This window comes from Pseudomonas sp. MF6747 (assembly GCF_963890955.1).
In the GTDB taxonomy this organism is placed as follows: domain Bacteria; phylum Pseudomonadota; class Gammaproteobacteria; order Pseudomonadales; family Pseudomonadaceae; genus Aquipseudomonas.
Map to the genome: position 1 here is coordinate 53,101 of NZ_CAWPSZ010000045.1, position 21,605 is coordinate 74,705.

Consider the following 21,605-nt stretch of genomic DNA (forward strand, 5'->3'; position numbering starts at 1 on the left):
AGTGCGTGGTGATGGCTGCTCGCTGACCAGAAGCTTGGCGATCAAGCCGGGTTTGGCGGGGAGGGCGACGGGATGAACGAGTGGCTCAAGGGGGAATTGAGCAGGTAAGGGCGAACTGTGAACGGTCTTCGGGCATCGTGGGCCTTGGTACGATTCGTCAGTGTGTAGCCGGGTTACCTGGTTAGCTTCCGTCCCTCGGGACAACTTCGTTCCAGTCGCAACCTCGTCAAACACACCTTGTGGGCGGTACAGACACGAATCGGCTCAGGTGGGTAGCTTAGAGCGGCGATCCGAAGGCCCTTGCCAGGGCCCCTGATTAGCGGGAGCGAGGCCATCATGCACAGGCTTTTTTGGATCGTCAAATGTTTTGTAGTGCTTTTTTTAAAGCACTACATCTTTAGTCTAAGGCGACTCATCAGTCAGTTTTTGGTGCTTTAGTTCAAGGTGTCGACCTTGACCCGTAAAGTCAGGTCATCACGGCCTTGAGTAGAGTAATTGCGGGTTGTAGAGGATTTGTCGGCCTGGGTCTCACGGTTGATGCCGGCCAGGGGGATCCACTCGCCCAACCTGCCGCTGACAGTTGTGTCGGTACTTTGAACGTTCACTACATCGGGACGTTCCTGGCTCATGCGGTCACGGTTGGTACTGATGGCCAGGTGAACGGTCTCGCCGGTGACGCTGGCAGTGACGTAGAAGCCTTGGGTGACGTTGCGATACTGGGTCTGGTTTTGCGGGCGACCGTAGGTGTCAGGCTGGGTGGTGGTCAGTGGCACGCTCTGGCCGACCTGGATCAGCGCGGGCACGCCTTCGCTGGCCTGTATCTGCTGAATGCCGCCGTCACGGCTGGCGGTGCCGTAGCTGATGATGCGGGTCTGGCTGTCGCCCGTGTTCTGCTGATTGTTTTCGTTAGTGTCGACGGTGATCAGCAGGCGCTTGGCGGGGGTGTCCAGCTGCGCGAGCAGGGCGCGCAGGTCTTCGATCTTGCCAGGGTCGGCTTTAACGATGAGCTGGTTGCCGTAGGCGCTGACGGTGCCGTCCTTGCCGATGAAGTTCTGCGCCACGGGCAGCAGGTCGGCGCTGGTGCGATTGTTCAGGTTGACGACTGCGGTGTCGGCCACGGCTGAGACGCTGGCGGTCAGGAGGAGGGCGGTGAGCAGGGTGCGTAGGGACATGTCCGTTATCTCTGCGAGTCATTTAGCGTGATAGTGCCAGTTTGTCGGCCTGGCGGGTCGCAAGTTGAATCGTAGACGGCAAAATGCCCTGGCATGGCAGGGCATTTTTGGGTGTTGCTGAAATTGTCTTCGCGAGCAAGCCCGCTCCCACATTCGGCCGCATTCCAAAGGATCTACTTGGTCAAGTGTGGGGGCGGGCTTGCTCGCGAAGGGAGCGACTGGGTTTTGGATCAGCCCTCGCGCACCATGTCCACGTGCGGAATCCCGACTTCAAGAAACTCATCGCTGACAATCTTGAAACCCAGCCGCTCATAAAACGGCGCCGCATACACCTGCGCGCTGAGGAACTGTTTGGTCTGGCCACGCTTCTCGGCCATGCCAATCACGGCTTCCATCAGCTTGTCGCCAACCTTCAGGCCGCGCCAGTCCTTGAGCACCGATACGCGCCCGATCTCGCCGCTGGGCAGCAGGCGCGCAGTGCCAATCGGAAAATCGCCTTCGAACGCCAGAAAATGCACGGCGTCGGCGTCGTCCGCGTCCCACTCAAGTTCCGGTGGAACCGATTGTTCAGCGATAAACACCGCTTCACGAATGCGCCGTATCTCAGCGATATCCTTTTGCCAGTCCGCGACACTTACGTGAATCTTATTCATCGGCAAATCCCAGGCTTCCTTGCTTGACCAATTCGCACAGCAGGTCGCGACCGTCTTCGTCTGCGAGCCACTCGCCGAGGTTTTCGCTGTGCAGGGCGTCGGCCGAGCACACCAGCTTCAACAGCTCGCGCAGTTTGCCGGGCAGGTAACGGCTCTGGCCGCTGGCAAACAGCAGTACATCGTCATCGACTTCCGACCACGCCATGCGCGCGCTGGGGTTGCGCACCAGGATCGCGCCGCCTTCCAGGCTGTTGACGAAGTCCTCTTCGCCCAATTCTTCGCCCGCCACCAGTTCAGGGTAGCGCGGCTCGGTCATGAACTGGCCAAACCAGGTCAGCAGCATGCGTTCGTCGCTCATGTGCTCGGCCAGCAGGCTCTTCAGGCGGTCCAGCGCGTCACCCTGGATCTGGTGCGGGTCGCTTGCCGGCTGAGCGTCGGCATCGGTGTAACGCTCCTCGTCCGTCAGGTATTGGCTGAGGAAGTCGGTGAAGTGGGTCAGTACTTCAGCGGCACTTGGCGCGCGAAAGCCTACCGAATAGGTCATGCAGTCATCTTCGGCGATACCGAAGTGCGCCAGGCGCGGCGGCAGGTAGAGCATGTCGCCCGGTTCCAGCACCCATTCTTCGCTTTGTTCGAACTCGGCGAGGATGCGCAGGTCGGCATGCTGCAGCAGCGGGCTTTCGGAGTTGCACATCTGGCCGATTTTCCAGTTGCGCTTGCCTTGGGCTTGCAGCAGGAACACGTCGTAGTTATCGAAGTGCGGGCCAACGCTGCCGCCAGGTGCGGCAAAGCTGATCATCACATCGTCGATACGCCAGCTTGGCAGGAAGCGGAAGTGCTCCAACAGCTCGGCGACTTCCGGCACGAACTGATCGACGGCCTGCACCAGCAGGGTCCACTCACGCTCGGGCAGGGTGCTGAAGGCGTCTTCGGCGAATGGGCCGCGACGCAGTTCCCACGGACGCTCGCCGTGTTCGATCACCAGGCGCGATTCAACTTCTTCTTCCAGGGCTAAGCCGGCCAGTTCGTCGGCGTCGATCGGGCTTTCGAAATCAGGGATGGCCTGACGGATAAGCAACGGTTTTTTCTGCCAGTAGTCGCGCAGGAATTCGCGTGCCGTAATGCCGCCCAGAAGTTGAAGAGGAATATCAGGATTCATGTGTAACCTATTGAAAAAAAGCACTTTTAAGACAGGAATAAAAACGCCCGGCGCGGCCGGGCGTCTCAAGAGACCTTGCGCGAATCAGATGCGCTTGGCTTGGGCCACCGCGTTGCCGATGTAGTTGGCCGGGGTGAGCAGTTTCAGCTCGGCCTTGGCGGCGGCTGGCATATCCAGGCCATCGATGAAAGTTTGCAGCGCCTCGGGGCTGATGCCCTTGCCGCGCGTCAATTCTTTGAGCTTCTCGTAAGGGTTTTCGATGTTGTAGCGACGCATCACCGTCTGGATCGGCTCGGCCAACACTTCCCAGCACGCGTCCAGGTCAGCGGCGATTTTCTGCTCGTTGAGCTCAAGCTTGCTGATGCCCTTGAGGCTGGCTTCGTACGCGATCACGCTGTGGGCGAAGCCCACGCCGAGGTTGCGCAGTACGGTGGAGTCGGTCAGGTCGCGCTGCCAGCGGGAGATCGGCAACTTGCTGGCCAGGTGCTGGAACAGGGCGTTGGCGATGCCGAGGTTGCCTTCGGAGTTTTCGAAGTCGATCGGGTTGACCTTGTGCGGCATGGTCGAGGAACCGATTTCACCGGCAATGGTGCGCTGCTTGAAGTAGCCCAGGGAGATGTAGCCCCAGATATCGCGGTCGAAGTCGATCAGGATGGTGTTAAAGCGCGCAATCGCGTCGAACAGTTCGGCAATGTAGTCGTGCGGTTCGATCTGCGTGGTGTACGGGTTGAAGCCCAGGCCCAGCTCGTCTTCGATGAACGCGCGGGCATTTTCTTCCCAGTCGATTTCCGGGTAGGCAGAGAGGTGGGCGTTGTAGTTGCCCACGGCGCCGTTGATTTTGCCCAGCAGCGGTACGGCGGCGACTTGAGCGATCTGACGCTCCAGGCGGTACACCACGTTGGCCAGTTCTTTACCCAGCGTGGTCGGCGAAGCCGGTTGGCCGTGGGTGCGCGACAGCATCGGCACGTCGGCAAAACGGATCGCCAGCTCGCGGATGGCGTTGGCGGTCTGGCGCATCAGCGGCAGCATCACGTCATCACGGCCTTCGCGCAGCATCAGGGCGTGGGACAGGTTGTTGATGTCCTCGCTGGTGCAGGCAAAGTGGATGAACTCGCTGACCTTGGCCAGTTCCGGCAGCTTGGCCGCTTGCTCTTTAAGCAGGTATTCGATGGCTTTAACGTCGTGGTTGGTGGTGCGCTCGATCTCTTTCACACGCTCGGCGTGCTCCAGAGCGAAGTTTTCCGCCAGGGCGTTCAGCACCGCGTTGGCTTCGGCGGAGAACGCCGGCACTTCGCTGATGCCAGGGTGAGCGGCCAGGCGCTGGAGCCAGCGCACTTCAACCAGAACACGAGCACGGATCAAGCCGTATTCGCTGAAAATAGGGCGCAGGGCCTGGGTTTTGCCGGCGTAGCGGCCGTCAACAGGGGAAACCGCAGTGAGCGAAGAAAGCTGCATGGGGTGTTCTCGGACAGTCGGGCAACGAAATGGGGCGCGTATCATACATGAAAAAATCCGCAGGTCCGTTGCCAACTGACCGGCGTATTACGCGTGAGGCGATAAAAATCCTGGTTGCTGCGACTTATTCGTTGCGCATCAACGGGTAAAGCTCTTTGAGCAATTTGCGTCGGCTGATCACCAACTGCCAGCGATGACCACCCAACTGGCGCCACAACCGTGCCGAACGGATACCGGCCAGGAGCAGGGCGCGGATTTTCGAGGCGTTGTTCGGTTGCTGCAGGTTACGCATGTCGCCGTGCACCTGGATGCGTTGGCGCAAGGTGCTCAAGGTGTCCTGGTACAGCGCACCGCAGGCTGCGATCACGTTTTCGTGGGCCGGGCCAAAGTGCTCGACCTGGGATTGGATCTGCGGCAGCCGCTTGCCGATGGTCTCGAGCATGTCGTCACGCTTGGCCAATTGGCGCTCAAGGCCGAGCATCGACAGGGCGTAGCGCAGGGGTTCGCGCTGCAAGGTGCTCGGGTCGCGCTCCAGCGCGCCGATCAGCGCGCGATAGCCTTCGCGCAGCGCCAGGTCGTCGCCACCATAGACTTCCAGGGTGTCCTTGGGGTCGCGGATCAGCAGGCTGCCAAGCATGCAGGTCAGGCCTGCCTCGGTGACCTGGCCGGTCTTGGCGATCTTGTCGACCAGTACCGCAGCGAGGAAAACCCCGCCGAGTGCAGTCAATTGCTCCTGGGTCGGGCTCATGCCGGGTTGCTCCAGGGTTCGGCAACTTCAATCACACCGCCCCCCAGGCAAATTTCGCCGTCATAAAACACCACGGACTGGCCAGGCGTGACCGCGCGTTGCGGGTCATCGAACGTGGCGCGATAGCCACTGGCAGTCTTTTCCAGGGTGCAAGGCTGGTCGCTCTGGCGATAGCGCACCTTGGCGGTCAGGCGGCGCGGCGTGCTCAGGTCGATCGGGTTGACCCAATAGATCTCCGAGGCCAGCAGCGCACCCGAGAACAGCAGCGGGTGTTCATTGCCCTGGCCAACGATCAGCACATTGTTTTCCAGGTCCTTGACCAGCACGTACCACGGTTCTTCACCTGCGTCTTTCAAGCCGCCGATGCCCAGGCCCTGGCGCTGGCCGATGGTGTGGTACATCAGGCCGTGGTGGCGGCCGATGACATCACCTTCGGTGGTTTTGATGTCGCCCGGTTGTGCCGGCAGGTACTGCTTGAGGAAGTCGCTGAAGCGGCGCTCGCCGATAAAGCAGATGCCGGTGGAGTCCTTTTTCTTGGCGGTGGCCAGGCCGTGCTTCTCGGCGATCTTGCGCACTTCGGGTTTTTCCAGCTCGCCCACCGGGAACAGAGTCTTGGCGATCTGTTCGCCGCCGACGGCGTGCAGGAAGTAACTCTGGTCCTTGTTCGGGTCCAGGCCTTTGAGCAGTTCGGTGCGGTCATCCACGTCGCGACGGCGCACGTAGTGGCCGGTAGCGATCAGGTCGGCGCCAAGGATCATGGCGTAGTCGAGGAACGCCTTGAACTTGATTTCGCGGTTGCACAGGATGTCCGGGTTCGGCGTGCGGCCGGCCTTGTATTCGGCCAGGAAGTGCTCGAACACGTTGTCCCAGTACTCGGCGGCGAAATTGGCGGTGTGCAACTTGATGCCGATCTTGTCGCACACGGCCTGGGCGTCCGCGAGGTCGTCCATGGCGGTGCAATATTCCGTTCCATCGTCTTCTTCCCAGTTCTTCATGAACAGGCCTTCCACCTCATAACCCTGCTCCATGAGCAGAACGGCGGAAACGGAAGAATCCACGCCGCCGGACATACCGACGATGACGCGCTTCTTTTGTGTGTCAGAAGGGGCTGGATCACGCATAGGATTTCAACGGGTGTCTTTAAAAAGGACGCGATTCTAGCAGGCTCGCGTCCGCAAGGCTAAACAGAAGGGCGGATCAGTTCCAGACTGTGGCGCTGGCCGCTCAAATAATCATCGATGCAACGGATGATCAACTCGCTGCGCCAGTCGTCGCGCAGGGCCATCAGCTCGTCGCGGGTCAGCCAGCGGGCGCGGACGATGCCGTCGTCCAGTTGATAGTCCGGGTGATGTTTCAGCGCCTTGGCGGTGAAGCAGACGCGCTGGTAGGTCACGCCATTGCTGGGCGCGGTGTACAGGTAGATCCCGACAATGGCGGTGGCCTCGACGTCCCAGCCGGTTTCTTCGAGGGTTTCGCGAACGGCGGCTTCAGTCAGGGTTTCGTTCGGTTCCAGATGGCCGGCGGGCTGGTTGAGCACGGCGCGGCCGCCTTTGAGTTCCTCGACCATCAGGAAGCGGCCGTTGTCTTCGACGAGGGTGGCGACGGTGATGTGGGGTTGCCAGGTCATGGGAGGCCTCGATTCAAGATATGACGCGGTGTTTGGGCGCGATGGCGGTCAGTGTAGGAGGGGGCTTGCCCCCGATGACGGTATATAGGTTACCAATAGCTCGACTGATCCATCGCTATCGGGGGCAAGCCCCCTCCCACATGGGATCCGGTTTCTTGCGTTGAACGGTAGAAACAGAAACCCCGGCACGGGGCCGGGGCTTCTTTGCATCCTTACAACCTTACTTCAACTTGGCAATTGCCGCGTTGAGGGTGTTGCTTGGGCGCATGGCTTTGCTGGTCAGCTCTGGGTTCGGCGCGTAGTAGCCGCCGATGTCCACTGGCTTGCCCTGTACGGCGTTCAGCTCGGCAACGATGGTCGCCTCGTTGTCGCTCAGGGTTTTGGCCAGTTCGCCGAACTGCGCTTGCAGTGCAGTGTCTTCGGTCTGGGCGGCCAGGGCTTGAGCCCAGTACAGCGCCAGGTAGAAGTGGCTGCCGCGGTTGTCGATGTTGCCGACTTTGCGCGATGGCGACTTGTTGTTGTCGAGGAACTGGCCAGTGGCCTGGTCCAGGGTCTTGGACAGCACCAGGGCTTTCGGGTTGTTGTAAGTGACACCCAAATGTTCAAGCGACGCTGCCAGGGCCAGGAACTCGCCCAGGGAATCCCAGCGCAGGAAGTTCTCTTCGACCAGCTGCTGCACGTGTTTCGGAGCCGAACCGCCGGCGCCGGTTTCGAACAGGCCGCCGCCGTTCATCAGCGGCACGATCGACAGCATCTTGGCGCTGGTGCCCAGTTCCATGATCGGGAACAGGTCGGTCAGGTAGTCGCGCAGCACGTTGCCGGTCACCGAGATGGTGTCCAGGCCCTTGCGGGTGCGCTCCAGGGTGAACTTCATCGCGTCGACAGGCGACATGATGCGGATGTCCAGGCCTTCGGTGTTGTGGTCTTTCAGGTAGGCCTGAACTTTCTCAACCACCACGCCGTCGTGAGCACGCTTAGGGTCCAGCCAGAAAATCGCCGGGGTGTTGCTGGCGCGGGCACGGTTGACGGCCAGTTTGACCCAGTCCTGGATCGGCGCGTCTTTGGTCTGGCACATGCGGAAGATGTCGCCGGCTTCAACAGCCTGTTCCATCAGCAGGTTGCCCTTGCTGTCGGTGACGCGGACAACGCCGTCAGCCTTGATCTGGAAAGTCTTGTCGTGGGAGCCGTACTCTTCGGCTTTCTTCGCCATCAGGCCAACGTTTGGCACACTGCCCATGGTGGTTGGGTCGAAAGCGCCATTGGCCTTGCAGTCTTCGATGACGGCTTGGTAGATGGTGGCGTAGCAGCGATCCGGGATCACCGCCTTGGTGTCGTGCAACTGGCCGTCGGTGCCCCACATCTTGCCGGAGTCACGGATCATGGCCGGCATCGAGGCGTCGACGATGACGTCGCTCGGCACGTGCAGGTTGGTGATGCCTTTGTCGGAGTTGACCATCGCCAGGGAAGGGCGAGCGGCGTAGACCGCCTGAATGTCAGCTTCGATCTGCGCCTGTTGCTCGGCAGGCAGGGCTTTGATGCGAGCGTACAGGTCGCCGATGCCGTTGTTCAGGTTGAAGCCGATCTGTTCCAGCACGGCAGCGTGCTTGGTCAGGGCGTCTTTGTAGAACTCGGCAACGATCTGGCCGAACATGATCGGGTCGGAGACCTTCATCATGGTGGCTTTGAGGTGAACCGACAGCAGCACGCCTTGTTTCTTGGCATCTTCGATTTCGGCGGCGATGAACGCGCGCAGGGCTTTTTTGCTCAGCACGGCGGTATCAATGATTTCGCCGGCTTGTACCGAAGTCTTTTCTTTCAGCACGGTGGCGGTGCCGTCTTTGGCAACCAGCTCGATCTTCACCGCGTCAGCGGCTTCGATCTGTACGGCTTTTTCGCTGCCGTAGAAGTCGCCGTTGCTCATGTGAGCGACGTGCGACTTGGAGTCTGCAGCCCAGGCGCCCATTTTGTGCGGGTGCTTGCGTGCGTAGTTCTTGACCGACAGCGGCGCGCGGCGGTCAGAGTTGCCTTCGCGCAGTACCGGGTTCACGGCGCTGCCCTTGACCTTGTCGTAACGTGCACGGGTTTCTTTTTCCGCGTCGGTGGTTACTGTTTCCGGGTAGTCCGGCAGGGCGTAGCCCTGGGCCTGCAGCTCCTTGATCGCAGCTTGCAGCTGCGGGGTCGAGGCGCTGATGTTAGGCAGCTTGATGATGTTGGCTTCAGGCGTAACGGCCAGGTCGCCCAGTTCGGCGAGGTGGTCCGGGATAGCCTTGGTGCCCAGTTGCTCGGGGAAGCTTGCGAGGATGCGCGCGGCGAGGGAAATGTCGCGGGTTTCCACGGCAATATCAGCGGAAGCGGTGAAGGCCTCTACGATAGGCAGCAATGAATAGGTGGCGAGGGCTGGGGCTTCGTCGGTGAAGGTGTAGATGATCTTCGAGCGGGTGGGCATATTCGGATTAACTCTCTTCTTTGCTGAAAGCGTGCGCAGAAACTCGAGATGCGCCGGGTGGAGCGCGTTCGTTCAAAGTCATCCATGAGCGAAATGTCGAGGTTTCTTCGCGGTGATGTTGGGTTGCATCAGTCGAGCGTCAAGCGGGTGGACTATTGTAATAGTCCTGCTTTCTGGCTGAAGGCTACTGTCTAGAGCGGTCAGCTGTCGTGACTCTTGGGTCAGCGGCGGCATTATACATAGGTCGCTATGCTTACGCCGAGCCTTCATACAAAAGGTGCGTCGTCCATTGGTCTAAAGGTCGCAGGTTGCCAGGTGCTACTAACGTCGTACGATGTGCTCAAGATTGGCGATTTTGCCTTTGCTTTCAGGCTTGTAGGCGACCCAATATGCTGTTTTCGATGCAAATGAGCGGGGCGTGAGGTTTCAGTCGCCCTATATCTGGAGTAGGCTCGAACGCAGCCAGATGTTCAATCCATAGATGGAGTTCAGCATGGGATACAAGAAGATTCAGGTTCCGGCAGTCGGCGACAAAATCACCGTCAATGCAGACCATTCTCTCAATGTTCCTGACCAACCGATCATCCCTTATATAGAAGGCGACGGTATTGGCGTCGACATCAGCCCAGTGATGATCAAGGTGGTCGACGCCGCTGTTGAAAAGGCTTACGGCGGCAAGCGCAAAATCTCCTGGATGGAGGTTTACGCCGGCGAGAAAGCCACTCAAGTCTACGATCAGGACACCTGGCTGCCCCAGGAAACCCTGGATGCGGTCAAGGATTACGTGGTGTCCATCAAAGGGCCCCTGACCACGCCGGTCGGCGGTGGCATTCGTTCTTTGAACGTGGCCCTGCGTCAACAACTCGACCTGTATGTGTGCCTGCGCCCGGTGCGCTGGTTTGAAGGGGTGCCCAGCCCGGTCAAGAAGCCTGGCGATGTGGATATGACGATCTTTCGTGAGAACTCCGAAGATATTTACGCCGGCATCGAGTGGAAGGCCGGCTCGCCGGAAGCGATCAAGGTGATCAAGTTTCTCAAGGAAGAAATGGGCGTCACCAAGATCCGCTTCGACCAGGACTGCGGGATTGGCGTCAAGCCGGTCTCCAAAGAGGGCACCAAACGTCTGGCGCGTAAGGCCCTGCAATATGTGGTGGATAACGACCGTGATTCGCTGACCATCGTGCACAAAGGCAACATCATGAAGTTCACCGAGGGCGCCTTCAAGGAGTGGGCCTACGAAGTGGCCGCTGAAGAATTTGGTGCGACGTTGCTCGACGGCGGGCCGTGGATGCAGTTCAAAAACCCGAAAACCGGCAAGAACGTGGTGGTCAAGGACGCTATCGCCGATGCGATGCTTCAGCAAATTTTGCTGCGTCCGGCCGAATATGACGTGATCGCGACCCTCAACCTGAACGGTGACTACCTTTCCGATGCCCTGGCGGCGGAAGTAGGTGGGATTGGTATTGCGCCGGGGGCCAACCTCTCCGATACCGTGGCGATGTTCGAGGCCACCCACGGCACGGCGCCCAAGTATGCGGGCAAGGATCAGGTCAACCCGGGCTCATTGATTCTGTCGGCGGAAATGATGCTGCGCCATATGGGCTGGACCGAAGCGGCCGACTTGATCATCAAGGGCACCAATGGTGCGATTTCGGCCAAAACCGTGACCTATGACTTCGAGCGCTTGATGGATGGCGCGACGCTGGTGTCGTCATCGGGCTTTGGTGATGCGTTGATTTCGCATATGTAAATTACGCGCCATAAAAAACCGGCCATTCTGAAGTCTCGGAATGGCCGGTTTTTTTGAGGCACTTGCTGAAAAAAACTGATCAGGCCGTTTGCTTCTTTTTCGATTGAGTGGGCTGATCTGTCTTGAGCTTCTTTTCGTGCATTTCTTCAGGTGGCAGCGCCTCTGTTTGCGCCTCAGCCGCCGAGATTGCAACGGCGTGCAGTCCCTTGGGCCCCTGAATAGTTTCAAATGTCACTGCTTGGCCCGCTTTCAGCGTCTTGTACCCGTCCATGGTAATCGCTGAATAATGCGCAAAGAGATCTTCTTCGGGTTTTCCTTCTGCATTTATGAAACCGTAGCCTTTGGCATTGTTAAACCATTTGACCTTGCCATTGATCTTGACGCCAGACATACCATATCCCTCTGCACCAGACTCCATCACTGGAGTATCATCCAGTTTATCCGTCCTAACCCGAATAAATAAGGTTGACTGCGCGGACCTTTTTTACCCACTGTGGGCTCTATTGGTTGTAACACTGATTCGCCGATAGTCAAGGCGACCATTGGGTCAGAGTTGAAATTCTGACAGGTCGCCCCCATCACTGTACTTGAGCCACTGACGAACCTTTCTTTCCATGCATGCAAACAGCCAGATTCGACTAACATTCAATCAGGATCGCCCGGATCAGGAACATGACGACGACGGTTCTGCGGGCATTGCTGTTCAGGAAGCGAAGCCTGCCTTACAGGCGCCGCCGATGTACAAGGTGGTTTTGTTCAATGATGACTACACACCGATGGATTTCGTGGTCGAAGTACTCGAGGTGTTTTTTAACCTGAACCGCGAGTTGGCGACCAAGGTAATGCTGGCCGTTCACACAGAAGGACGGGCAGTATGTGGAGTGTTTACCCGCGACATCGCCGAGACAAAGGCCATGCAGGTCAACCAGTACGCCAGGGAAAGCCAGCATCCGCTACTCTGTGAAATCGAGAAGGACGGTTAACGCCGACCACTTGGGTATGAGGTGAAGCTATGTTAAACCGCGAGCTCGAAGTCACCCTCAATCTTGCCTTCAAGGAGGCCCGTTCGAAGCGTCATGAATTCATGACCGTCGAGCACCTGCTGCTGGCACTTTTGGATAACGAAGCTGCCGCCACCGTTCTACGTGCATGCGGCGCCAACCTCGACAAACTCAAGCATGACCTGCAGGAGTTTATCGACTCCACTACGCCACTGATCCCCGTGCATGACGAGGACCGCGAAACCCAGCCAACCCTGGGCTTCCAGCGGGTCTTGCAGCGTGCGGTATTCCACGTCCAGAGCTCCGGCAAGCGTGAAGTCACAGGCGCCAATGTGCTTGTGGCTATCTTTAGCGAACAGGAAAGCCAGGCAGTGTTTCTGCTCAAGCAGCAGAGCGTTGCGCGTATTGATGTCGTCAACTACATCGCCCACGGTATCTCCAAAGTGCCAGGGCACGGCGATCATTCCGAGGGTGAGCAGGATATGCAGGACGACGAGGGCGGTGAGTCTTCTTCTTCAAGCAACCCGCTGGATGCCTATGCCAGCAACCTCAACGAGTTGGCGCGCCAGGGGCGGATCGACCCGCTGGTGGGTCGCGAGCTTGAAGTTGAGCGCGTAGCGCAGATCCTCGCGCGTCGTCGCAAAAACAACCCATTGCTGGTGGGCGAGGCGGGCGTGGGTAAAACCGCGATTGCTGAAGGCCTGGCCAAGCGAATTGTCGATAACCAGGTGCCTGACCTGCTGGCCAACAGTGTCGTCTACTCCCTTGACCTGGGCGCGTTGCTCGCCGGGACCAAGTACCGTGGCGACTTCGAGAAGCGCTTCAAGGCGCTGCTCGGTGAGCTGAAAAAGCGCCCGCAAGCAATCCTGTTTATCGATGAGATCCACACCATCATTGGTGCCGGTGCGGCTTCCGGTGGGGTGATGGACGCCTCTAACCTGCTCAAACCGTTGCTGTCGTCGGGTGATATCCGTTGCATCGGTTCGACCACGTTCCAGGAATTTCGCGGGATCTTCGAGAAAGACCGTGCCTTGGCGCGTCGCTTCCAGAAAGTCGACGTGTCCGAGCCTTCGGTTGAAGACACTATCGGCATCCTGCGCGGGCTCAAGGGGCGTTTCGAAGCGCACCATGGCATCGAGTACACCGATGAGGCGCTGCGCGCAGCGGCTGAACTGGCGTCGCGCTACATCAATGACCGGCATATGCCAGATAAAGCCATCGACGTGATCGACGAAGCAGGTGCCTACCAGCGCCTGCAACCTGTCGAGAAGCGCGTGAAGCGCATCGACGTGCCTCAGGTTGAGGACATCGTGGCGAAGATCGCGCGGATTCCGCCAAAACACGTCACCAGCTCCGACAAAGAACTGCTGCGTAACCTGGAACGTGACCTCAAGCTCACCGTGTTCGGCCAGGACGCGGCCATCGACTCGCTGTCTACCGCGATCAAGCTGTCGCGTGCGGGCCTCAAGTCGCCGGACAAGCCGGTCGGTTCGTTCCTGTTCGCAGGCCCTACCGGCGTCGGCAAGACCGAGGCGGCGCGGCAGTTGGCCAAGGCCATGGGCATTGAGCTGGTGCGCTTTGACATGTCCGAATACATGGAGCGCCACACGGTGTCGCGCTTGATCGGTGCGCCTCCGGGCTACGTCGGTTTCGACCAGGGCGGTCTGTTGACCGAGGCGATTACCAAGCAGCCCCACTGCGTGTTGCTGCTCGATGAAATCGAGAAGGCCCACCCGGAAGTCTTCAACCTGCTGCTGCAGGTTATGGATCACGGGACCCTGACTGATAACAACGGGCGCAAGGCAGACTTCCGCAACGTGATCGTGATCATGACCACCAACGCCGGTGCTGAAACCGCCGCGCGGGCTTCGATTGGCTTTACGCATCAGGATCACTCCTCTGATGCGATGGAAGTGATCAAGAAAAGCTTCACGCCGGAGTTCCGCAACCGCCTGGACACCATTATCCAGTTTGGTCGCCTCAGCCATGAGGTCATCAAAAGCGTGGTGGACAAGTTCCTTACCGAGCTTCAAGCACAGTTGGAAGACAAGCGCGTGCAGCTGGATGTAACGGACGCGGCACGCAATTGGCTGGCGGAGGGTGGTTACGACGCGGCAATGGGCGCTCGCCCAATGGCACGTCTGATCCAGGACAAGATCAAGCGGCCACTGGCCGAAGAGATCCTGTTCGGCGAGCTTTCCGACCATGGTGGCGTGGTGCATATCGATCTGAAGGACGGCGAGCTGACCTTCGATTTCGAAACCACGGCCGAAATGGCCTGATATCGCTGACCGCAACAAAGCAAAAAGGCGCCCAAGGGCGCCTTTTTGCTGTCTGTCTCAAACGCTGAGGATCAATTGTGGGGGCTGGCTCGCCTGCGATCAGATAGATCAGTCAGCGACGTGCTCACTGTGATTACGCTATCGGCGGTAAGCCAACTCCCTTATTAATCTCGCGCGTCTGGATAGACAGCGCACACACAAAAACGCCCGGCAGAACCGGGCGTTTTGTATTGACTTGATTAACGAGCGCGGTAAGTGATGCGCCCTTTGCTCAAGTCATAGGGCGTCAGCTCAACGCGCACCTTGTCACCGGTAAGAATACGAATGTAGTTCTTGCGCATCTTGCCGGAGATATGCGCGGTTACGACGTGCCCATTTTCCAACTCCACACGAAACATGGTGTTGGGCAGGGTGTCGACGACAGTGCCTTCCATTTCGAAGCTGTCTTCTTTCGACATGCAGTAAAGCCCTCGGTATCCAGTGAATGGCCCGGTGCAACTGCGCCAGGCAAAAGCGGCGTGCATTGTGCCCGAAAAAGGGTGTTTAAGCCAAGGGGTTCTAGTTAAGCGTGACCCATCTTTGATTAATAAGTAGCTCAATGGGCCGATATTGGGTCTTGTAGTTCATCTTTTTGCAGTTTTTTATCCAGTAACCGAGGTACACCGCCTCCAGTTCCAGACGCAAGGCTTCGCCGATTTGCCACAAAATTGCAAAGCGTCCCAAGCTGCGACGTTCTTCGCCTGGCTCGTAGAACGTATACACCGCCGACAGGCCGTTAGGCAGCAGATCGGTCACGGCCACCGCGAGCAGGCGTCCGTCCAGGCGAAACTCATAGAACCGAGAAAACGGCAGGTCGCGCACCAGGAACGTCGAAAACTGATCGCGACTGGGTGGGAACATGTCGCCGTCGGCATGGCGTTGTTCGATGTAGCGCTGGTAGAGGTCGAAATATTCTTCGCTGTACTGAGGCTTGGTGGCAGTCACCGTCAGGTCGGCATTGCGCTTGAGGATGCGTTTCTGGTTACGGTCCGGCAAAAACTGCGCAGCCGGGATGCGTGCCGGTACGCAAGCATTGCAGTTCTGGCAATGGGGGCGGTACAGGTGATCGCCGCTGCGCCGAAAACCCATCTCTGACAGGTCGGCGTATACGTGCACGTCCATTGGCTGGCTGGGGTCGAGGAACAGCGTGGTGGCCTGCTCGTCGGGCAGATAGCTGCAAGAGTGGGCTTGAGTGGCATAAAACTTCAAGCGCGCCAGCTCGGTCATGATCAACCCTCGGGATAAGCTTTGAAATAAGTGTAAGCCACGTGTGAGGAAGTCGCCTAGGAAACCCACGGTCCAGAGCTGGGTTGGTCCAAATGGTTGCGCAGGAAGGCCGCGAAATCACTGCGCGGTATGGCGCGCGCCAAGGCTGTGCAAGTGGTCATTGGGCATCTGGCAGTCGATCAGCACAAAACCCCAGGCCTGCAGCTGCCGGGTCAAGGTGGCGAAACCGAATTTCGACGCGTTGTCGGCACGGCTGAACATGGATTCGCCAAAGAACAGTTGGCCCATCGCCAGCCCATACAGACCGCCAACCAGTTCGCCACCATCCCACACTTCCACCGAGTGTGCGTAGCCGCGCTGGTGCAGCTCCAGGTAGGCGTTCTGGATGCCCTCGGTGATCCAGGTGCCATCGGCGTAGCTGCGCGGTGCGGCGCACGCCTGGATGACGGCAGCGAAGTCCTGATCGAACGTCACGCTGTAACGCTGTTGACGCAGCAGTTTGCCGAGGCTGCGCGAGACATGCAGTTCGTCGGGGAATATCACGGTGCGCGGGTCGGGTGACCACCAAAGAATCGGTTGGCCTTGCGAGAACCATGGAAAGCAGCCATGCCGGTAAGCCTGGATCAGGCGTTCGGCCGACAGGTCGCCACCGGCGGCAAGCAGGCCATTGGGTTCGCGCATGGCCTTGGCCAGCGGCGGAAAAGTCAGGGAGTCGCGTTGTAACCAGGTCAGCATGGCATCCAGGCTTACGGAAGGGGAGGGGAGTGGCAGGCGGGTCGCCGGCCGCAGCAACGGTGATTATTGTCGACACAGCGCTGTGGGGCCAGCCCGAATCGGGTATCGGCGAGGATTAGCGTGAGCGCGTGTTTCTGCAACTCTGTGCCCGAGTCGCGGTCGTAATCGGGTCCAGACAATGCAGGCCATTTGCCAAGCTTGCCTGGATTGCTAAAAACAGCTCATAAGCCTTTGTCAGCAAAGACAATGCATGCTCAAATTGAACATGCTGTGACGCTTCATTTGTCTATGCTGCTCAGTGATGGGCAAGGGCGTGGCATCGCGGGCGCAAACCCGTACAATGCGGCCATTGTGGCGTTATCGCCATTTCACCCTTTCATCACCCAGTGTTAAAAGTAGATTCAGCGACGTTCGTTCATTTTTCAGCCGCTCGGATTGAGCGGTAGTGTGCAGTCATTCAACAGATGGACGCGCTAAAGGCGCAGGAAAAGACCCGTTTTGAAGAAATCCGCCGCAACACCTAAAGCAGCAGTCGTGCCGGCCTGGCGCCAGCACCTGCACTACCGACTCAAGGAAGGGGCGCTGATCGCCATCGGCGCCCTGTGCCTGTTCCTGATGATGGCCTTGCTGACCTATGGCAAGGACGATCCAGGCTGGAGCCACAACAGCAAGATCGAAGACGTGCAGAACTTCGGTGGACCTGCCGGTTCCTACAGTGCCGACATTCTGTTCATGGTGCTGGGTTACTTTGCGTACATCTTCCCGTTGTTGCTGGCGATCAAGACCTGGCAGATCTTCCGCCAGCGCCACGAGCCGTGGCAGTGGAGCGGCTGGCTGTTCTCCTGGCGTTTGATCGGCCTGGTGTTTCTGGTGCTGTCCGGTGCGGCCCTGGCGCACATCCACTTTCATGCGCCCACCGGTTTGCCGGCGGGCGCGGGCGGTGCGCTGGGCGAGAGCCTTGGCGACCTGGCGCGCAAGAGCCTGAATATCCAGGGCAGCACCTTGATGTTCATCGCGCTGTTCCTGTTCGGCCTGACGGTGTTCACCGACCTGTCGTGGTTCAAGGTGATGGACGTCACCGGCAAGATCACCCTCGACCTGCTCGAATTGTTCCAGGGTGCGGCCAACCGCTGGTGGTCGGCGCGCGTTGATCGCAAACGCATGGTTGCGCAGCTGCGCGAGGTGGACACCCGCGTCAACGAAGTGGTGGCCCCAAGCACACCGGACCGACGCGAACAGGCCAAGGTCAAGGAGCGCCTGATCGAGCGCGAGCAGGCCCTGAGCAAGCACATGTCGGACCGCGAGAAGCAGGTGCCGCCGGTGATCGCCCCAGCGCCGCCCAAGGCTCCCGAGCCGAGCCATCGCGTACAGAAAGAGAAACAGGCGCCGTTGTTTATCGACAGCGCCGTGGAAGGCACCTTGCCGCCGATCTCGATTCTCGACCCGGCCGAAAAGAAACAACTCAATTATTCCCCGGAGTCCCTGGCGGCCGTCGGCCATCTGCTGGAAATCAAACTCAAGGAGTTCGGCGTCGAAGTTTCCGTCGACTCGATCCACCCGGGCCCGGTTATTACCCGTTACGAAATCCAGCCCGCCGCCGGCGTCAAGGTCAGCCGCATTTCCAACCTGGCCAAAGACTTGGCCCGCTCCCTGGCGGTGACCAGCGTGCGTGTGGTGGAAGTGATCCCCGGCAAGACCACCGTGGGCATCGAGATTCCCAATGAAGACCGGCAGATCGTGCGCTTCTCCGAAGTGCTGTCGACGCCGGAATACGACAACTTCAAATCGCCGGTCACCTTGGCCCTGGGCCATGACATCGGCGGCAAGCCGGTGATCACCGACCTGGCGAAAATGCCGCACCTGCTGGTGGCCGGTACCACCGGTTCCGGTAAATCGGTGGGCGTGAACGCGATGATCCTGTCGATCCTGTTCAAATCTGGCCCGGATGACGCCAAGCTGATCATGATCGACCCGAAGATGTTGGAATTGTCGATCTACGAAGGCATTCCGCACCTGCTCTGCCCGGTGGTCACCGATATGAAGGACGCCGCCAACGCCTTGCGCTGGAGCGTGGCCGAGATGGAGCGCCGCTACAAACTGATGGCGAAGATGGGCGTACGAAACCTGTCGGGCTTCAACGCCAAGGTCAAGGAAGCCCAGGACGCCGGCACGCCGCTGACCGACCCACTGTACAAGCGCGAAAATATCCACGACGAAGCGCCGCTGCTGACCAAGCTGCCGACCATCGTGGTCGTGGTCGACGAATTTGCCGACATGATGATGATCGTCGGCAAGAAGGTTGAAGAGCTGATCGCACGTATCGCTCAGAAAGCCCGGGCGGCCGGTATTCACTTGATCCTGGCGACCCAGCGGCCATCGGTGGACGTGATCACGGGTCTGATCAAGGCCAACATCCCGACGCGCATGGCGTTTCAGGTTTCCAGCAAGATCGACTCGCGCACCATCATCGACCAGGGCGGCGCCGAGCAACTGCTGGGTCACGGTGACATGCTCTACATGCCGCCCGGCACCAGCCTGCCGATTCGGGTTCACGGCGCGTTCGTTTCCGACGACGAAGTACACCGTGTGGTGGAAGCCTGGAAACTGCGCGGCGCGCCGGAATACAACGACGACATCCTCGCCGGTGTCGAAGAGGCCGGCAGCGGCTTCGACGGTGGCAGCAGCGGTGGTGACGACGACGCCGAAACCGACGCGCTGTACGACGAAGCCGTGGCGTTCGTGCTTGAAAGCCGCCGTGCCTCGATCTCTGCGGTGCAGCGCAAACTGAAAATCGGCTACAACCGCGCCGCCCGCATGATCGAAGCCATGGAAAACGCTGGCGTCGTGACCGCAATGAACACCAACGGCTCGCGCGAAGTCATCGCCCCCGGGCAGATGCGCGACTGATCTCGTGCCGTGTGGTAGCACGCGGCTCGCCTTAACGACTCAATGAGGACTCCCATGCGTCTTATCCGCATGCTGTTGTTGCCGGCCCTGGCCCTGACTGCTGTTTCGGCCCACGCTGATCCGGCCTCCGTGGCCAGCCTGACCAACCTGTTGGACAAATCCAAGACCCTGACGGCGCGCTTCTCCCAGCTGACCCTGGATGGTGGCGGCACCCAGTTGCAGGAAACCGCCGGTGAAATGGCCGTACAGCGCCCGGGCCTGTTCTACTGGAAAACCGACGCGCCGAACGAGCAGACCATCGTCTCCGACGGCCAGAAAGTCACCTTGTGGGACCCGGACCTGGAGCAGGCGACCATCAAAAAGCTCGACCCGCGTTTGAACCAGACCCCGGCGCTGCTGCTGTCGGGCGATGTGTCGAAAATCAGCGACAGTTTTGATATCACCTCCAAGCAAACCAGCAACGTAATTGAGTTCACCCTCAAGCCCAAGTCCAAGGACACGCTGTTTGACAGCCTGCAACTGTCGTTTGGCAATGGCGTGATCAACAACATGCGCCTGATCGACAGCGTTGGTCAGCGCACCGATATCCTGTTCTCCGCGGTCAAGGCCAACGGCGTCGTGGATGCTTCCAAGTTCAAGTTCGTCATCCCCAAGGGTGCCGACGTGATCCAGGAATAAACTGTTTAGAGGTTTCAAGCGCTGCCCATGGATTTGTTTCGAAGTGACCCGATTGCTCAACCCTTGGCCGCGCGTTTGCGTTCGACCAACCTGGACGAGTACGTCGGGCAAGAACACCTGCTCGCTCGCGGCAAGCCATTGCGCGAAGCCCTGGAGCAGGGTGCGCTGCACTCGATGATTTTCTGGGGGCCGCCAGGCGTGGGTAAAACCACCCTGGCGCGCTTGCTGGCGAAGGTCTCGGATGCGCACTTCGAAACGGTTTCGGCGGTGTTGGCCGGGGTCAAGGAGATCCGTCAGGCGGTTGAGGTGGCCAAGCAGCAGGCCGGGCAATACGGCAAGCGCACCATCCTGTTCGTTGATGAGGTGCACCGCTTCAACAAGTCGCAGCAGGATGCGTTTTTGCCGTATGTCGAAGACGGCACACTGATTTTTATCGGCGCCACCACCGAAAACCCGTCGTTTGAACTCAACAACGCATTGCTGTCGCGGGCGCGGGTCTATGTGCTCAAGAGCCTGGACGAAGCCGCGATGCGCAAGCTGTTGCAGCGTGCATTGAGCGAAGACAAGGGCTTGGGCAAACGCCAGCTCAGCCTCAGCGACGAAGGCTTCAAGATTTTGATGAGCGCCGCCGATGGCGACGGTCGGCGCTTTCTCAACCTGCTGGAGAACGCGTCGGATCTGGCCGAAGACCACAGCGAGATCGGCGTCGACCTCCTGCAGAGCCTGCTGGGCGACACTCGCCGGCGCTTTGACAAGGGGGGCGAAGCCTTCTACGACCAGATCTCGGCGCTGCACAAATCCGTACGCGGCTCCAACCCCGACGGCGCGCTGTATTGGTTTGCGCGCATGATCGACGGCGGCTGCGACCCGCTGTACCTGGCGCGCCGTGTGGTGCGCATGGCCAGCGAAGACATCGGCAATGCCGACCCGCGCGCGCTGAGCCTGTGCCTCGCCGCCTGGGAAGTGCAGGAGCGCCTCGGCAGCCCGGAAGGCGAGTTGGCGGTGGCGCAGGCCATCACTTACTTGGCCTGCGCTCCCAAGAGCAACGCCGTTTACATGGGCTTCAAGTCGGCCCTGCGCGCTGCGGCCGAACACGGCTCGCTGGAAGTGCCGTTGCACCTGCGCAACGCCCCGACCAAGCTGATGAAACAACTGGGCTACGGTGACGAATACCGCTATGCCCATGATGAGCCGGACGCCTACGCCGCCGGTGAAGACTATTTTCCCGATGAGCTTGAGCCGCAGCCGTTCTACCAGCCGGTGCCCCGTGGGCTGGAGCTGAAGATTGGTGAAAAGCTCAATCACCTCGCCCAACTCGATCGCCTCAGCCCCAAACAGCGGAGAAAGTAGTGCTCAAGACCATTCTTGCCGTGTCCGTAGCCGGCATCGCTGGTACATTATTGCGTTTCGCCACCGGTACGTGGGTGAGCGCCAACTGGCCCAAGCATTTTTATGCGGCGACCCTGGCGGTCAACCTGGTGGGCTGCTTGATCATCGGGCTGTTGTACGGCTGGTTCCTGTTGCGCCCGGAAGTGCCGATTGAGATTCGCGCCGGCTTGATTGTCGGCTTTGTAGGCGGTCTGACGACCTTTTCATCCTTTTCACTGGATACGCTGCGCCTGCTGGAAAGCGGGCAAGCCCTGGTCGCCTTCGGCTACTTGGGCATCAGCGTGTTCGGCGGGCTGCTCGCCACCTGGGCTGGCCTGTCCTTGACCAAACTTTGATA

Annotated in this window: 18 protein-coding genes and 1 pseudogene; 7 read left to right on the forward strand and 12 right to left on the reverse strand. The window is 59.4% G+C overall.

Going from position 1 to position 21,605, the window contains the following annotated elements:
• Window positions 1-434 precede the first annotated feature (434 nt).
• The 8 genes from AACW30_RS24220 to AACW30_RS24255 all read right to left on the reverse strand — a co-directional run bounded on the left by AACW30_RS24220 (window position 435) and on the right by AACW30_RS24255 (window position 9,260).
• Window positions 435-1,172 (reverse strand): secretin N-terminal domain-containing protein, encoded by a 738-nt coding sequence (locus AACW30_RS24220; protein WP_200623632.1) that lies wholly within the window; start codon window positions 1,170-1,172, stop codon window positions 435-437.
• A gap of 230 nt (window positions 1,173-1,402) precedes the next feature.
• Complete coding sequence (locus tag AACW30_RS24225) at window positions 1,403-1,825, reverse strand: GNAT family N-acetyltransferase (protein ID WP_124417852.1); 423 nt, start codon at window positions 1,823-1,825, stop codon at window positions 1,403-1,405.
• A complete protein-coding gene (locus tag AACW30_RS24230; protein WP_124417851.1) occupies window positions 1,818-2,984 on the reverse strand; it encodes a ribosomal protein uL16 3-hydroxylase in 1,167 nt (388 codons plus the stop codon). The genes AACW30_RS24225 and AACW30_RS24230 overlap by 8 nt, the downstream gene beginning before the upstream one ends.
• Before the next feature lie 84 nt (window positions 2,985-3,068).
• A complete protein-coding gene (purB, locus tag AACW30_RS24235; protein ID WP_119736269.1) occupies window positions 3,069-4,439 on the reverse strand; it encodes an adenylosuccinate lyase in 1,371 nt (456 codons plus the stop codon).
• Window positions 4,440-4,563: 124 nt separating this feature from the next.
• Window positions 4,564-5,187, reverse strand: coding sequence for a high frequency lysogenization protein HflD (hflD, locus tag AACW30_RS24240; protein ID WP_046068637.1), 624 nt, complete (start codon window positions 5,185-5,187; stop codon window positions 4,564-4,566).
• Entirely contained in the window at window positions 5,184-6,308 is a 1,125-nt protein-coding gene (gene mnmA, locus AACW30_RS24245; RefSeq protein WP_106579866.1) for a tRNA 2-thiouridine(34) synthase MnmA, read from the reverse strand. The genes hflD and mnmA overlap by 4 nt, the downstream gene beginning before the upstream one ends.
• A gap of 59 nt (window positions 6,309-6,367) precedes the next feature.
• Entirely contained in the window at window positions 6,368-6,814 is a 447-nt protein-coding gene (locus AACW30_RS24250) for an NUDIX hydrolase (RefSeq protein WP_200623633.1), read from the reverse strand.
• A gap of 220 nt (window positions 6,815-7,034) precedes the next feature.
• Window positions 7,035-9,260, reverse strand: coding sequence for an NADP-dependent isocitrate dehydrogenase (locus AACW30_RS24255; protein ID WP_200623634.1), 2,226 nt, complete (start codon window positions 9,258-9,260; stop codon window positions 7,035-7,037).
• Window positions 9,261-9,753: 493 nt separating this feature from the next.
• On the opposite strand from AACW30_RS24255, the gene icd reads away from it, so the two are divergent.
• Window positions 9,754-11,010, forward strand: coding sequence for an NADP-dependent isocitrate dehydrogenase (gene icd / locus AACW30_RS24260; protein ID WP_028616796.1), 1,257 nt, complete (start codon window positions 9,754-9,756; stop codon window positions 11,008-11,010).
• A gap of 79 nt (window positions 11,011-11,089) precedes the next feature.
• Here icd and cspD read toward each other — a convergent pair whose 3' ends face one another.
• A complete protein-coding gene (gene cspD / locus AACW30_RS24265) occupies window positions 11,090-11,401 on the reverse strand; it encodes a cold shock domain-containing protein CspD (protein WP_119736261.1) in 312 nt (103 codons plus the stop codon).
• A 223-nt stretch (window positions 11,402-11,624) separates the two neighbouring features.
• Here cspD and clpS point away from each other — a divergent pair, with 223 nt between their 5' ends.
• Window positions 11,625-11,993 carry an ATP-dependent Clp protease adapter ClpS gene (gene clpS, locus AACW30_RS24270; RefSeq protein WP_005789091.1) on the forward strand — a complete coding sequence of 123 codons (369 nt, stop codon included), beginning with the start codon at window positions 11,625-11,627 and terminating at the stop codon, window positions 11,991-11,993.
• Window positions 11,994-12,022: 29 nt separating this feature from the next.
• Window positions 12,023-14,293, forward strand: a complete 2,271-nt coding sequence (clpA, locus tag AACW30_RS24275; RefSeq protein ID WP_106579861.1) for an ATP-dependent Clp protease ATP-binding subunit ClpA — start codon at window positions 12,023-12,025, stop codon at window positions 14,291-14,293.
• 239 nt (window positions 14,294-14,532) lie between these two features.
• On the opposite strand, the gene infA is transcribed toward clpA, so the two are convergent.
• The 3 genes and pseudogenes from infA to aat form a co-directional block, all read right to left on the reverse strand.
• Window positions 14,533-14,751 carry a translation initiation factor IF-1 gene (gene infA / locus AACW30_RS24280; RefSeq protein ID WP_002553999.1) on the reverse strand — a complete coding sequence of 73 codons (219 nt, stop codon included), beginning with the start codon at window positions 14,749-14,751 and terminating at the stop codon, window positions 14,533-14,535.
• Between the two features lie 100 nt (window positions 14,752-14,851).
• Complete coding sequence (locus AACW30_RS24285; RefSeq protein WP_106579860.1) at window positions 14,852-15,559, reverse strand: arginyltransferase; 708 nt, start codon at window positions 15,557-15,559, stop codon at window positions 14,852-14,854.
• Between the two features lie 56 nt (window positions 15,560-15,615).
• Window positions 15,616-16,294 (reverse strand): annotated as a pseudogene (aat, locus tag AACW30_RS24290) (leucyl/phenylalanyl-tRNA--protein transferase).
• 498 nt (window positions 16,295-16,792) lie between these two features.
• Between aat and AACW30_RS24295 the strand changes: the two are divergent.
• Genes AACW30_RS24295 through crcB form a run of 4 tightly spaced genes read left to right on the forward strand, consistent with a single transcriptional unit; the run spans window position 16,793 to window position 21,603 of the window.
• Window positions 16,793-19,201 carry a DNA translocase FtsK gene (locus AACW30_RS24295; protein ID WP_106579858.1) on the forward strand — a complete coding sequence of 803 codons (2,409 nt, stop codon included), beginning with the start codon at window positions 16,793-16,795 and terminating at the stop codon, window positions 19,199-19,201.
• A gap of 54 nt (window positions 19,202-19,255) precedes the next feature.
• A complete protein-coding gene (gene lolA / locus AACW30_RS24300; protein WP_106579857.1) occupies window positions 19,256-19,879 on the forward strand; it encodes an outer membrane lipoprotein chaperone LolA in 624 nt (207 codons plus the stop codon).
• A 27-nt stretch (window positions 19,880-19,906) separates the two neighbouring features.
• Window positions 19,907-21,229 carry a replication-associated recombination protein A gene (locus tag AACW30_RS24305; RefSeq protein WP_106579856.1) on the forward strand — a complete coding sequence of 441 codons (1,323 nt, stop codon included), beginning with the start codon at window positions 19,907-19,909 and terminating at the stop codon, window positions 21,227-21,229.
• A complete protein-coding gene (crcB, locus tag AACW30_RS24310) occupies window positions 21,229-21,603 on the forward strand; it encodes a fluoride efflux transporter CrcB (RefSeq protein ID WP_034098661.1) in 375 nt (124 codons plus the stop codon). Before AACW30_RS24305 ends, crcB begins: the two co-directional genes overlap by 1 nt.
• Window positions 21,604-21,605 lie beyond the last annotated feature (2 nt).

What these genes read in the sequence shown, in the direction of transcription:
- hflD (WP_046068637.1), bottom strand. Translation starts at nt 5,187, where the DNA reads ATGAGCCCGACCCAGGAGCAATTGACTGCACTCGGCGGGGTTTTCCTC.
- AACW30_RS24285 (WP_106579860.1), bottom strand. Translation starts at nt 15,559, where the DNA reads ATGACCGAGCTGGCGCGCTTGAAGTTTTATGCCACTCAAGCCCACTCT.
- AACW30_RS24225 (WP_124417852.1), bottom strand. Translation starts at nt 1,825, where the DNA reads ATGAATAAGATTCACGTAAGTGTCGCGGACTGGCAAAAGGATATCGCT.
- AACW30_RS24250 (WP_200623633.1), bottom strand. Translation starts at nt 6,814, where the DNA reads ATGACCTGGCAACCCCACATCACCGTCGCCACCCTCGTCGAAGACAAC.
- clpA (WP_106579861.1), top strand. Translation starts at nt 12,023, where the DNA reads ATGTTAAACCGCGAGCTCGAAGTCACCCTCAATCTTGCCTTCAAGGAG.
- purB (WP_119736269.1), bottom strand. Translation starts at nt 4,439, where the DNA reads ATGCAGCTTTCTTCGCTCACTGCGGTTTCCCCTGTTGACGGCCGCTAC.
- mnmA (WP_106579866.1), bottom strand. Translation starts at nt 6,308, where the DNA reads ATGCGTGATCCAGCCCCTTCTGACACACAAAAGAAGCGCGTCATCGTC.
- infA (WP_002553999.1), bottom strand. Translation starts at nt 14,751, where the DNA reads ATGTCGAAAGAAGACAGCTTCGAAATGGAAGGCACTGTCGTCGACACC.
- lolA (WP_106579857.1), top strand. Translation starts at nt 19,256, where the DNA reads ATGCGTCTTATCCGCATGCTGTTGTTGCCGGCCCTGGCCCTGACTGCT.
- AACW30_RS24255 (WP_200623634.1), bottom strand. Translation starts at nt 9,260, where the DNA reads ATGCCCACCCGCTCGAAGATCATCTACACCTTCACCGACGAAGCCCCA.
- cspD (WP_119736261.1), bottom strand. Translation starts at nt 11,401, where the DNA reads ATGTCTGGCGTCAAGATCAATGGCAAGGTCAAATGGTTTAACAATGCC.
- icd (WP_028616796.1), top strand. Translation starts at nt 9,754, where the DNA reads ATGGGATACAAGAAGATTCAGGTTCCGGCAGTCGGCGACAAAATCACC.
- clpS (WP_005789091.1), top strand. Translation starts at nt 11,625, where the DNA reads ATGCATGCAAACAGCCAGATTCGACTAACATTCAATCAGGATCGCCCG.
- AACW30_RS24230 (WP_124417851.1), bottom strand. Translation starts at nt 2,984, where the DNA reads ATGAATCCTGATATTCCTCTTCAACTTCTGGGCGGCATTACGGCACGC.
- AACW30_RS24305 (WP_106579856.1), top strand. Translation starts at nt 19,907, where the DNA reads ATGGATTTGTTTCGAAGTGACCCGATTGCTCAACCCTTGGCCGCGCGT.
- AACW30_RS24220 (WP_200623632.1), bottom strand. Translation starts at nt 1,172, where the DNA reads ATGTCCCTACGCACCCTGCTCACCGCCCTCCTCCTGACCGCCAGCGTC.